The following is a 12863-nucleotide window of genomic DNA, read 5'->3' as shown; positions in this document are numbered from 1 at the left end:
AACATGAAAATCATTCGCCCTATCACGAAGGCCGACTATAACGCGCTTAAAGAAATCGCTGTTGAATCAGGTATTGGCTTTACGTCTTTACCTGTCAACGACGAGTTGCTGCAGCGTAAAATTGATCGTGCAGAAACCGCGTTTAACAAGCCAAACGTAACTGAGCCTGGCGATGAGTCATACTTGTTTGTGATGGAAGATACCACTACCGGCCAGGTAGTGGGTACAACAGGTATCGAAGCTGCAGTTGGCATAGATGACGCGTTTTATCACTACCATTTAAGCAAGGTGGTACATGCCTCGCGCGAGCTGAACATTCACAATACGGTAGACATTCTAACGTTTTGTAATGACTACACTGGCGTTACTGAGATATGTACCTTGTTCCTTCGCGAGCAAGCCCGTGGTGGAATTAACGGCCGCTTCCTTTCGAAAGTTCGATTCTTATTCATGATGGAGCACCGCGAACGCTTCTCGGAAACCGTTATTGCTGAAATGCGCGGTGTGAGTGACGAAGAAGGACGTTCACCGTTTTGGGAATGGCTAGAAACTCACTTCTTCTCGATGGACTTCCCTACAGCCGACTACTTAACGGGTATAGGCAACAAAGTGTTTATTGCTGAGCTTATGCCTAAGTACCCGATATACGTAAATCTACTCAGCAAAGAAGCACAAGAAGTCATTGGTGAGGTGCACGACAAGACCCGACCAGCCCTTCAGCTTTTAGAAGAAGAAGGCTTTTCGTGCCGTGGTTACGTAGACATTTTCGACGCAGGCCCTACGGTTGAGGCGAATTTAAGCCACATTCGCACGGCTCAAACGAGCTTGAAACTGCCTGTTGTCATTGATGATAGTGCAGCTGCTCAAGGGCAAACCTACTACATCATAAACACATCAATATCTGATTTTCGTGCAGTAGCCACCGAAATGACGTTTAGCGAAGAAAAGCAAGTTGCCGTGCTTTCTCGCCAAACCGCTGCTGCATTGAATGTCAAAGAGGGTGAGCACGTGCGTTTTGCCCCCGTTACATTCAGAGATTAAAAGGACACCCACTATGCTACATACACATTTTATCAACGGTGAATGGGTTGCCGGACAGGGTCACGATTTAACGTCAATTGACCCTGCAAAAAACGAAGTGATTTGGGAAGGTAAGTCTGCGACTGCTGCTCAAATTGATGACGCAATTAACGCCGCTCGTGCTGCGCTTGTAGCGTGGAGCATGAAAACGGTTGAAGAGCGTCTAGAAATCATAAAGGTTTATGGCGCTAAGCTAGAAGAAGCCAAAGCGCACCTTGCCAAAGTTATGGCAAAAGAAACGGGCAAACCAGAATGGGAAACCGCTACTGAAGTGGGCGCCATGATGGGCAAAATTGGCATTTCTGAAAAAGCCTATTTTGAGCGCACGGGTAACGTAGAAAACCCAATGCCAGTAGGTAAAGCATTCATTCGCCATAAGCCTCACGGCGTTGTTGCGGTATTCGGTCCTTACAATTTCCCTGGCCACCTGCCAAATGGACACATTGTTCCGGCCCTTATTGCAGGTAACACGGTTGTATTTAAACCAAGCGATTTAACGCCTATGGTCGCGCAGGAAATGGTAAAACTATGGGATGCTGCCGGACTGCCAGCGGGCGTACTTAACCTAGTTCAAGGTGAAGTTGAAACGGGCAAAGCGTTGGCGTCGCATAACGACATTGACGGCCTTTTCTTTACGGGCAGCTCACGCACAGGAAAAATCCTTCACGAGCAGTTCGCAGGTCACCCAGGTAAAATTTTGGCGCTTGAAATGGGCGGCAACAACCCACTTATCGTAAAAGACGTGGCTGATGTTGATGCAGCAGTACACGATATCGTGCAATCTGCTTTCATTACTTCAGGTCAGCGCTGTACTTGTGCTCGTCGCTTATTCTTGCCAACTGGTGCCAAAGGCGACGAGATCCTTGCTCGCCTTATCGAAGTAACCAAAAACATTAAAGTTGGCGATTACGATGCTGAAGACCAGCCGTTTATGGGTGCTATGATCTCAAGCAACGCCGCTGCACTTATGGTGAAAGCGCAACAAGAACTTGAAGACCTTGGTGGTAACGTGCTGGTTCGTCTTGAACAAAAAGACGAAAGCAAAGGTTTTGCTACCCCAGGTATTATTGACGTTACCGACATGCTTGCTTCGTTACCAGACGAAGAGCACTTTGGTCCACTACTTAAAGTAATCCGCTACAGCGACTTCGATGCTGCTATTGCAGAAGCGAATAACACCAGCTTTGGCTTGTCAGCAGGTCTTCTAGGTGACAATGAAGAAGACTATCGTTACTTCTTCGCGCGTATTCGTGCGGGCATCGTAAACTGGAACAGACCTATCACGGGTGCTAGTAGCGCTGCGCCGTTTGGCGGTGTGGGCGATAGTGGTAACCACAGAGCAAGCGCGTTTTATGCTGCTGACTACTGTGCATACCCAGTTGCATCCGTAGAGCTAGACAAAGTCACTATGCCAGGCAAATTAAGCCCAGGCTTGTCGATGTAAGCCAAGCTTTTACAGCGGTATAAAGGCCGATGCAAAGTGCGTCGGCCGATCAAGCACCAACCCTATACGAACTATTCATTTAGAAATAGTCGACGACAGAAAGGACCCTATCATTATGCATAGCAACATCGATACGTTGTTTAGCAACATGTGGGACGATTACGTAACTATCACTCCCTCAGCGCATAAAATCCATGCACTTTTGGCGGGTGAAGAAAACACGAACGATATCGTTAACGACCATGTGGCTTTTAGAACTTTTGCTTTAGATAAAACTCGCTTAGATAAGCTTGCTGCACATTTCTTGGCATTGGGTTATGAAGCGAAAGGCGACTATGACTTTGAAGCTAAAAAGCTGACCGCAAAACACTTTGAGCACCCTGACGATACTAAACCAAAAGTATTTATCAGCGAGCTTCGGGTAAATGAATTATCTGAGACAGCGCAAACCATTATTAAAAAGCTTGTAGAGCAAATGCCTGAATCTGTAGTGGATGCAGATAACTTCTTGTACTCGGGTAAACATTGGGACGTCACGAAAGCGGAATACGACACACTGCTTAACGAGTCAGAATACGCGGCGTGGATGGCAGCATGGGGCTTTCGTGCTAACCACTTTACGGTAAGTGTTAATCACTTAACCCGCACTGACGAGCTTACTGACGTAAACACATTACTTAAAGAAGCAGGCTTTGTGCTAAACACCTCAGGCGGCGAAATTAAAGGCGGTCCAGACGTATTTTTAGCGCAGTCGTCAACTATGGCTGACCGTGCTGACGTAGTATTTAGCGATGAGACTGTGGCTATTCCAAGTTGTTTTTATGAATTCGCACAGCGCTATGAAATGCCTGACGGTAAACTTTATAAAGGCTTTGTTGCTGCATCAGCTGATAAAATCTTTGAAAGTACAAATGCTAAGTAACGCGCTTGCTTAGTCATTAAAAAAGCCCGTTAGGGCTTTTTTTGTTTAAGCTTAGCAAAAGACATTACCGATTAGGCTCAGTGGTATGCCTGGCAAGAAACTGGTCGTAAGGCATGGGTTTATCAAAGTAGAAACCCTGCATTAACTTGATATCTGCTTGCTCCATAAAAGGTAGATAAGACTCTAATTCTACCCCTTCAGCCACTACATCTATTTGCAGGCTCTTCAACATAGCTATTAGACCATTAAAAAGCGCGTTTGCTTTGCTATCTTGATGTATACCTTGAATTAAGCTTTTATCTACCTTAACTACCTCAAACTGAAAACTTCTCAGGTAGCTAAGTGATGAGAAGCCACTGCCAAAATCATCTAAAGACAACCTAAACCCACTCTCTCTGAGTGTATTTAATGCTCTTAGCGCTGACTTTTCGTCCCTAATAAATACCGACTCAGTGAGCTCTAGTTCTATAAATTCCGGAGATATATTGTTGTCCAAGCAAATTGAGGCTGCTTGGTCTGGAAATTCCGGGTCGAGCATCTGATTAGCACTAATATTAACCGATAGCGGAATAGCTTCACCTTGTTGCGACTCCATTATCGAAATATAGTCACAGGCAGCTTCGAGCGCTTGTAAACCAATGGCGCTATCTAGCTTGTGCTCTTCCGCTATGGGGATAAACACTGCTGGCGATACCACACCGTGCAGTCCTGAGATCCAGCGGCACAACACTTCACCACCTTTTAAGACGCCATTTAAGTCATATTTACCCTGAATATAAAAATCAAGAAGATGGTTTTCTACGGCCTTGCGCAAGTCGTTCACCATACTGACCTGCTGTGTCATGCTTTCATAAAGCCCTGGCTCATAGACAAAAGTTTGGCCTTTCCCAAGCTCTTTTGCGCGATACATTGCTGCATCGGCGCACTGAACTAATCCTTCAATATTGCTGCTGTGTCCTGGAAATTCGGCAATGCCAATACTGGCCGACAGTCTAAGCTCTGTCCCTTTTACAACAATGGCGTCTTCTTCAATTTGGCTAATAAGTTCCTGTGAACGTTCGGCAATGTCTTCAATATTTTGGTTAGGCACTACGGCAATAAATTCATCACCGCCCCATCTGCCAACTTCCCCAATAGGTCCGAACATACCGGTTAATAACGCTCCCATGCGCTGTAGTTCTGCATCACCTCTCTCATGCCCCGCGTTATCATTTATGGCTTTAAACCCATCTAGGTCAATAAATACCAGAGAAAAAGGCTGCACTCTTTTCACTAATACTGAAATAGACTCACGTAGCGAGTTACGATTAGAAAGACCGGTTAATTCATCATGCAAGGCGAGTTGACGTAGCTTCGCCTCGTTGCGCTTTCTATCGCTGATGTCGCGCATTGTTGCGATTAAATAAGACGAGGTTTGTTGATAGGTTTCGAACAAAGCCACAGAAATATCTACCACTTTCATTTCGCCGCTTTGGTTTTTTATTTTTGACTCAAATCTCACCTGCTTATCAATGGCCAATTGCGCTTTATCAACTTTCTCAGCGATAAATATTTGATTGAAATCTAACCCTACACATTGCTCTTTTACTGACATACCAAGTAAATGGATAAAGGCATCATTACACTCTGTAATGATAAGGTCGGGAGAGAGGACTAGCATTGGCTCTCTTGAACTAGCGAACGCAGAGGCCATTAAATGAAAAGATTGTTCGGCTTTGCGCTGCTGGGTAATATCTTTGGTCGTTCCCACAATGTGCAGTGCTTCACCCGCGCTGCCCCGCTCTAGTACACGGCCGCGTAACCTTACCCATTGGTAGCTTTTTTCTAACATTAAGCGAAAGGAGAATTCAACGCGATCACGATTGCCGTGAAGTGCCATGGTCCAGTGAAACTGAAGCCCTTCCAAATCGTCCTCATGGACCCGTTCAAGAAGCTGAATTAAGGTGCCCGACCACGTAGATACGCTTTGTGAGTGGAGAGAGAAAGAGCGAATCTCCATTATGTCGCTTTGCGCCTCCCAACTCCAAAATGACTCTTGCGAAGCCCACAGGGCAAGCTCTAGATCCTTTTGCGCTCGTTGGCTCTCTTGCAAAGTAGCATATAAGTTTTGAGTCTTTTCTCTGAGCAAGCTTTCAGCTTGCTCTCTGGCATTTCGCTCTCGTTTTAAACGACGCTCCATTAAAGCTGACGCGTCATTGCTAACAGGCTTGCCATTCGATGATTCATCTGACATTACATCCCCCGTTAAACAACAAGAGATATGCTAAATTCGTACGTGTGAGGCGTATCTAGTTGATGGGTTTCCCTTTCAAGTTTGCAGTTGTAATGCGCTGCAGCGGCGTCCATCAGCCCCTCAGCTAAGGGGTATAACTCTCTTTCAGAGTAGTATTGTAGGCGCATGGAGGTGTCTGTGCGTGACAGCACCTTAAAACGAGGGAGGTCTGCGTCAGGATAAAGCTTTTTAACCTGGACATGGATATCGCCGTCCAAGTGTTCCAGCATGTCTAGCATGCTATTGGTATTGGCTAACACATCACCGTGTACGGCACCTAACTTACCGAACAAATAAAAACCAAAATCGTATAAGAGTTCATTAGCAGATTTACCCGTTCTCTCCACCAGCACGCCTACCAGGCGTTGCATCTGTTCAAACGGGTAATAACCCACTGCGGTATAAGCTCCGTCGTTCTCTAACCCAGCTTCCATGATGACATCATCAGCGAACTCGGGAGAAACCTTCTCCTCAAGCATATCGATTAACGATGTAAAAACTATGCCTAACATGTAAATTCCTCATTCATTCCTTTAATGAGTGTAGTTCACCTAAGCATAAGAACAACTTAAACTTTATGACAAATCTTCAGGTGCTTCGTCTTTATTTGGTAGCACTACTTCTACGCTATCAACCCGCTGTAAACCGCGAGGCAATTTATTCCCCCTACGGCCCCTTTCCCCCTGATAATGGATAAGGTCTTCAGCACTTAACGTCATGTTGCGCTTCCCTGCTCCAACCTTAATGGCCGCGCCATCAGGCACAACGGTCAGCACTTTGACAAACTCTTCACGGGACTGTGATTTTGCTGATGGAATATTGATTAGCTTATTTCCTTTTCCTTTGCCTAAACTTGGCAAGTCGCGAAGCGGGAACATAAGCATTCGCCCTTCGTTAGAAATACTTAAACACCAATCAGAGTCGGGGTTAGTCACAGGCATTGGTTTCATAACTTTCGCTGCTGTAGGTAAGGACAAGTAAGCCTTACCCGCTTTATTCTTGCTAACCATATCTTTGAACGTGCCGACGAAGCCATAGCCCGCATCAGAGCCCACCAAGAACTTACTCTCGTCTTGCGCCATAATCACGTGCTGGAAGGATTCCCCACCAACAATGCTAAAGCGCCCGGTTAAAGGTTCGCCTTGACTTCGTGCAGAAGGAAGACCGTGAGCGTCGCATGAGAATGTTCGCCCTGAGCTATCCATAAATACGGCAGGTTGATTACTTTTGCCTTCGGCGCTAGATAAATAAGCATCACCCGCTTTATAACTTAGTCCTTCAGCATCAATATCGTGACCTTTTGCACAACGTGCCCAGCCTTTTTCTGAAAGTACAACTGTGACTGATTCCGCAGGCACTAACTCTTTTTCAGACAGCGCTTTAGCTTCGCTACGCTCGACAATAGGTGAGCGCCTATCGTCACCGTATTTCTCAGCGTCAGCAAGGATTTCTTTTTTAATGAGGGTTTTAAGGCGACGGTCTGAGCCAAGCAGTTGCTGTAGCTTGTCACGCTCGGCAGCTAGCTCGTCCTGCTCACCCTTAATTTTCATTTCTTCTAATTTGGCTAAGTGGCGAAGTTTCAGCTCTAAAATGGCTTCGGCCTGTTTATCACTTAAACCAAAACGCGACATAAGCTCAGGCTTGGGCTTGTCATAGGTACGAATAATTTCGATAACTTCATCGATATTCAAAAACGCAATTAACAAACCTTCTAAAATATGTAGACGCGCCAATACTTTATCTAAGCGATACTGCAAACGTCGTGTCACTGTATCTTTTCGATACTGCAACCACTCAGATAAAATAGTACGCAAGTCTTTAACCTGAGGGCGACCGTCTAGGCCGATCATGTTCAGGTTAACTCGGTAATTTTTCTCAAGGTCGGTAGTTGCAAACAAATGCTGCATTAATTGGGTAACGTCAATGCGATTTGAACGAGGAGTAATAACTAAGCGAGTAGGATTTTCGTGATCAGACTCATCGCGAAGGTCACTTACCATTGGCAGCTTTTTCGCCTGCATTTGCGAAGCTATTTGCTCTAGAATCTTTGCGCCAGACGCCTGATGAGGTAGAGCCGTAATCACCACATCCCCATTCTCTTCGCCGTAGACAGCACGCATTTTTATTGAGCCACGCCCAGTCTCGTAAAGCTTTTTAATATCGGCTTTTGGCGTAATAATTTCGGCTTCAGTCGGGTAATCAGGCCCATTCACATGTTCTAGGACATCGCTAAGCTCAGCCTTACTGTTGTCCAGCAACATAGCGCAAGCGTTAGCCAACTCTCTTACATTGTGAGGGGGTATATCAGTGGCCATACCCACTGCAATACCTGTCACACCGTTAAGCAGTATATGCGGTAAACGGGCAGGTAGTACACTTGGCTCTTCTAACGTACCGTCGAAGTTGGGCACCCAGTCTACCGTGCCTTGACCAAGCTCATTTAAAAGCACTTCCGAGAATCGAGAAAGCTTAGCTTCGGTATAACGCATGGCTGCAAACGATTTAGGATCATCCGGTGCGCCCCAGTTCCCCTGACCGTCAACCAAGGGATATCGATATGAGAAAGGCTGCGCCATAAGCACCATGGCTTCGTAGCAGGCAGAGTCACCATGTGGGTGAAATTTACCAAGTACATCACCTACGGTTCTGGCAGACTTTTTATATTTTGCATTCGCGCTTAAGCCTAAATCGGACATCGCGTAAATAATACGTCGCTGTACCGGCTTTAAACCATCGGAAATATGCGGAAGAGCACGGTCCATGATGACGTACATGGAATAGTTTAGATAAGCGTCTTCGGTGAAACGTCGAAGAGGAAGTTGCTCTACCCCATCGCGATTAATGATGATCTCGTCACTCATGATAGTTTTTTCGTTTTGTTATTAATACCAATGTGCTCGTAATAGAAAGGCCGCCATTCTCGTTGTGTTGTAGCGCACTACTTACTGAATGTACGCGAGCGTTTAGGCTATTGTGGGGTAAACCGCATTTGTGTGCAATCTTTGAAAACAATTGTCATCACTTTTCAAATAGCCAATGCCTTACAGTCTTTGCTATTTAGCAAAGATCCTTGCAATGTAAATGCTATCAATGTGTTAATTGTTTGCTTTGTTATTCTGCAAATAGAGTGTTTAAATAGAAAAGGTTGAAGTTTCCGTTCAATATTCACCCTAAAAATAATAAAACCCTTATCTAAATGGTAGTTAAAGTACAGAATAATATGGCAACCTTTCGCGCACTTTCTTTCCTATTTATTTTGCTAGCTAGCTTCTGGCCTTCTTGTTCCCAAGCGCAACATATCGAGCAGCTTTTTGACGAACAAAGTACGCTAGATTTATCAGACTCGCTGTACTTTCTATTCGAAACCGATTACCAACTTACCATTGGAGATGTATCAAGAAGACGAAATGACTTTCTTATGCATCCTCACGGAAACCCCAACTTTGGCTTTCGCAATAATGGTATGTGGTTGCTAACATCCGTTGCCAATGTGTCAAACGACAAGAACTGGGTATTTTCAATAAACTTTAGTCAGCTCGATAATGTTGATTTCTATTTAGTACAAAATGGAAAGGTGATTAGTCAAAGTCATCAAGGTAAGGCGCAAAAAGAGCAGCGTTTTCGCGTTCCTACCTTTCGGGTTGAACTCGCTAACAGCGACCCCGTTGACCTTTACATACGCATCGAGAGTCATTCATCAAGCCTCATCGCTCCACTTCGCATACAAGCTGAGCCTTTACACAGCAGTTATTTCCAAATGGATAGTTTGCTCTGGGGCTTTTTTTACGGTGGCTTACTCATACTTGCCATTTATAATTTGGCCTTATTTTTCGGCGTAAAAGAGAAAAGCCTGATTGCTTATGTTGGTTACATATTAGCGGTGATCTTGTGGCAATTTGTGTGGGGCGGTCATACACACCTTTTATTTACTCAAGGAATTCCCTCTTGGCTAGTCGGTCATTCGGAATTGATATTCGTCATTATCGGTATCAGTTCAGGCTTGTTCACCATGACCTTTTTAGAAACCGAAAAGCACTCGCCCACTGCGCATCCTATTATAAACTTATTATTAGTGTGCCAAGCACTCACTGGACTCGTGTGCTTCGTCGATCTTCTTCCCTCTATCTGGAAGAACAACCTGGTATATGGCGTAGGGCTGGTAGCGATTTTGAGCTATATCTACGCAGGGGTGGAAGCCTTCCTAAATAATTTCAGACCCGCACGCTACTTTATTTTTGCATGGGGTATGCTTGCTACCGGTGCCATTATTGGCATGTTAAGCCTTATCGGTGTGCTGCCCTCAAACGACTTTACTACCTACTGCTTCCAAGTTGGCGTTTTCCTAGAAGCTGGACTTTTTTCTTTTGCACTCATGGAGAAAAGTCGAAGCCAGCTTGAAAGTGAAGTAGAACAAGCAACCGATGATTTACGCAATAATGTTGAGCTTATTGAAGAGCAAAATGCACGCTTAGACATTGCGCGAAAAGACGCAATAAAGGCCAGTAACGTAAAGTCTCAGTTCCTTGCCAACATGAGCCATGAGATACGCACGCCGCTAAATGCAATATTGGGGTTTAGCAAAGAACTCAATAACGCATTGCTACCTACGGACCAGCAAGAGCAGGTTCGGATCGTTAATACTGCAGCTGAAAACCTGCTCACCATTGTTAACGACGTACTCGACTTTTCAAAAATTGAAGCGGGCAAACTTCAAATAAACAACCAACCTTTTTCACCTAATAAGTTACTCGAAGAGATGGTCACCATTATGGCTAAATCTTCGCACAGCAAGCGCATCGAGTTCGTTTTCGACTTAAATCCGCTGCCTGAAAAACTTATTGGCGATGTATTTCGCATCAAGCAAGTACTCAACAACTTACTCAGTAACGCGCTTAAGTTTACTTCTAGTGGAGCCATTACATTCTCAGCAAGCGGGCGCTCGCTTCCGCACGGTATCCACGAATTAAATATTGTCGTTGAAGACACGGGAATTGGCATTAGTCGTCAAGACAGGAAAAAGCTTTTCAGCGCTTTTTCACAGGTAGACGATGCACTAAATCGAAATTACCAAGGTACGGGCTTAGGCCTTGTAATTAGCAGGGAACTCGTTCGCCTGATGAACGGAGACCTTTCGCTTAAGAGTGTGCTGGGCCAGGGCTCTACGTTTAGCGTTTCTCTTCGCATGAATCAGCTAAGCCAAAAGTATTCTTTGACGAGTAGCGAAGATTGGAAAGAGAAAAGCGTTGTTATTTTCGACCCCATTCCTGCAACACGCCGCTCAAGCGCTAATATGTTGTCGATATTAGGTGCCAAGGTTACCTCAGTGGAATCGTTAGATTATTTAGCTACGCTAAACGGTCAATATGACTTCTTCATGGCAACGGTACCGGTAAGTAAAATGGCATTGCGCGATACTTACCTAAGCCGGTTTGTACAGTTTCCAGCCACAAAACGAATTCTCTGGTACTCTGGCCCCGAGCCGTACGCTCAATATCCAAGCCTATCGCAGCACTTTTACTCTCAGATACGTATGCCAATAACCTTGACTAAGTTAGATAGCTTAGTGAACCAGCACGCTACGCCTGCGAAAAATGCCATGCAAGAGAAGATCAGCAGTTTGCCTAACGTGAAAGTATTGGCTGTTGATGACATGGAAATGAATTTGAAACTTCTACATACATGGCTTGACCATTCACCTGTAGAGCTCATTACAACGATTAGTGGGCAAGATGCGGTAAATCAGTGTCAGACACAAGAGTTCGACCTGATTTTAATGGACGTTCAGATGCCTGGGATGGATGGTGTACAAGCAACTAGGGAAATTCGCAAATCTCCTGTAAATATGGGTACGCCTATTATTGCTGTCACCGCTCACGCATTTAAGGAAGAACAGGAGCGACTACTCGCATCAGGTATGGATGATTATCTCCCTAAGCCTATCGAAGTAGAGTTACTTATTAACCTGATCAAATCTTGGTGCCATAGCATTGAACCAGGGGAAATAGAGCTTCCCTCAGTTGATTGGCAGCTTGCGCTAAAACGTGCCAATCAAAACCAAGACACCGCGAAAGAAATGTTAGACGGCTTTATAGAGCTGCTCCCTGAAACCATTGAATTACTTTCAACGCTGTGGAAAGAAAAAGATTATAACGAGCTAAAAACCGAGGTACACAAGCTTCATGGAGCGTGTTGTTATACTGGCTTGCCGCGCATGCAACATCTGGCGAATGATACTGAAAGCGCGCTCAAGTTAGGCCAGCATAAACTTGTTGATGAGCATTTACCTGCACTTATCGCTGAAGCAGAGAAAGTGTTACGGGAGAGCAAACCCAGCGTATAACAAATTATTGGCCACGCATATAGCACTGGTTATTGCGTGGCATTTTGCTCTTGAAAAAACTTCCGTGATTGCTGACATTCAGAGATTAACCTAGCAAATTCGCTGGCGTCTCTATCTAACTCTGAGCTTGCGATAAAAATATCAAAACCGAGTCGTTTTCGAAGCTCTACCATACGATGAGCTAACATGGCTTTTATTCCTTTAATGATAGTACCGTCTTCCATAACGTATTGCTTATCGTCAAACATTGATTGTTCGTAACAACTTCCCGACGCGCAGTTTTCGTCAGTATTTTGCATTAGCAGAGGTCGCTGCTCCATCAGTAAGTGTGTAGCAAGCCTAGGTGATATTGTATTTAGAAAATCGGTATAGCTTTTTATTTTAAAGCCGACTGTTTCTAAGGGAACGTGATCCAACCCATGGCGCACACGTGGGCAATCTGCACGCTGTAGGTTGTCCCAGTGGATTCGCCAACTGCCAAGACGGTGGCGATAGGTGATGTAATCTCTGGCTATTTCTAAGCTGAAGTCTGGCTCGCGTATCTTAAAATAACCAACTAGCAAACACACCAGTGCCGCACTTGTCAGAAAAATACCGGCTAAAAACAACCAATCTGGCAAAAAGGCCAGCCACAAGGCTGCGACGAACAGCCCTACACAGCCCAATACTAGGCTAGTAATGCCGTTACTTTTTGACGCAGCTCGAATATAGATAGGTTCAACACTAGTGCCAGACATACAAGTACACCACCAACATAATTATGGCCCAAACGATATAGAGTCTGACACGTTTACATTTCACGCAG

General features: G+C 45.0%; 8 protein-coding genes. 4 read left to right on the top strand and 4 right to left on the bottom strand.

The genetic code is table 11. The features are described 5' to 3' along the window. The first annotated feature begins 3 nt into the window (after nt 1-3). From astA to PCAR9_RS01760, 3 genes are all read left to right on the top strand, one after another. On the top strand, nt 4-1041 hold the full coding sequence (gene astA, locus PCAR9_RS01770; RefSeq protein ID WP_179982151.1) for an arginine N-succinyltransferase: 1038 nt from the start codon (nt 4-6) through the stop codon (nt 1039-1041). Nucleotides 1042-1054: 13 nt separating this feature from the next. Then, nucleotides 1055-2524: a succinylglutamate-semialdehyde dehydrogenase gene (gene astD, locus PCAR9_RS01765; RefSeq protein ID WP_179982150.1), complete on the top strand. Its 1470-nt coding sequence runs from the start codon at nt 1055-1057 to the stop codon at nt 2522-2524. 115 nt (nt 2525-2639) lie between these two features. After that, complete coding sequence (locus PCAR9_RS01760) at nt 2640-3446, top strand: DUF1338 domain-containing protein (RefSeq protein ID WP_179982149.1); 807 nt, start codon at nt 2640-2642, stop codon at nt 3444-3446. Nucleotides 3447-3510: 64 nt separating this feature from the next. On the opposite strand, the gene PCAR9_RS01755 is transcribed toward PCAR9_RS01760, so the two are convergent. The 3 genes from PCAR9_RS01755 to parC all read right to left on the bottom strand — a co-directional run bounded on the left by PCAR9_RS01755 (nt 3511) and on the right by parC (nt 8579). Next, entirely contained in the window at nt 3511-5679 is a 2169-nt protein-coding gene (locus tag PCAR9_RS01755; RefSeq protein WP_179982148.1) for a putative bifunctional diguanylate cyclase/phosphodiesterase, read from the bottom strand. An 11-nt stretch (nt 5680-5690) separates the two neighbouring features. Continuing rightward, nucleotides 5691-6230, bottom strand: coding sequence for a heme NO-binding domain-containing protein (locus PCAR9_RS01750; RefSeq protein WP_179982147.1), 540 nt, complete (start codon nt 6228-6230; stop codon nt 5691-5693). 63 nt (nt 6231-6293) lie between these two features. Then, nucleotides 6294-8579, bottom strand: coding sequence for a DNA topoisomerase IV subunit A (parC, locus tag PCAR9_RS01745; protein ID WP_179982146.1), 2286 nt, complete (start codon nt 8577-8579; stop codon nt 6294-6296). A 359-nt stretch (nt 8580-8938) separates the two neighbouring features. Between parC and PCAR9_RS01740 the strand changes: the two genes are divergently transcribed. Further along, nucleotides 8939-12058, top strand: coding sequence for a hybrid sensor histidine kinase/response regulator (locus PCAR9_RS01740; RefSeq protein WP_179982145.1), 3120 nt, complete (start codon nt 8939-8941; stop codon nt 12056-12058). A 29-nt stretch (nt 12059-12087) separates the two neighbouring features. Here the strand turns inward: PCAR9_RS01740 and PCAR9_RS01735 are convergent, their stop codons facing one another. Then, complete coding sequence (locus PCAR9_RS01735) at nt 12088-12795, bottom strand: DUF2982 domain-containing protein (RefSeq protein ID WP_179982144.1); 708 nt, start codon at nt 12793-12795, stop codon at nt 12088-12090. Between the last annotated feature and the right edge of the window lie 68 nt (nt 12796-12863).

Source organism: Alteromonas macleodii (genome assembly GCF_903772925.1).
GTDB lineage: Bacteria > Pseudomonadota > Gammaproteobacteria > Enterobacterales > Alteromonadaceae > Alteromonas > Alteromonas macleodii_A.
The sequence above is the reverse complement of the archived record's forward strand: the minus strand, read 5'-3'. Positions and strand labels throughout refer to the sequence as shown.

What these genes read in the sequence shown, in the direction of transcription:
- astA (WP_179982151.1), top strand. Translation starts at nt 4, where the DNA reads ATGAAAATCATTCGCCCTATCACGAAGGCCGACTATAACGCGCTTAAA.
- astD (WP_179982150.1), top strand. Translation starts at nt 1,055, where the DNA reads ATGCTACATACACATTTTATCAACGGTGAATGGGTTGCCGGACAGGGT.
- PCAR9_RS01760 (WP_179982149.1), top strand. Translation starts at nt 2,640, where the DNA reads ATGCATAGCAACATCGATACGTTGTTTAGCAACATGTGGGACGATTAC.
- PCAR9_RS01755 (WP_179982148.1), bottom strand. Translation starts at nt 5,679, where the DNA reads ATGTCAGATGAATCATCGAATGGCAAGCCTGTTAGCAATGACGCGTCA.
- PCAR9_RS01750 (WP_179982147.1), bottom strand. Translation starts at nt 6,230, where the DNA reads ATGTTAGGCATAGTTTTTACATCGTTAATCGATATGCTTGAGGAGAAG.
- parC (WP_179982146.1), bottom strand. Translation starts at nt 8,579, where the DNA reads ATGAGTGACGAGATCATCATTAATCGCGATGGGGTAGAGCAACTTCCT.
- PCAR9_RS01740 (WP_179982145.1), top strand. Translation starts at nt 8,939, where the DNA reads ATGGCAACCTTTCGCGCACTTTCTTTCCTATTTATTTTGCTAGCTAGC.
- PCAR9_RS01735 (WP_179982144.1), bottom strand. Translation starts at nt 12,795, where the DNA reads ATGTCTGGCACTAGTGTTGAACCTATCTATATTCGAGCTGCGTCAAAA.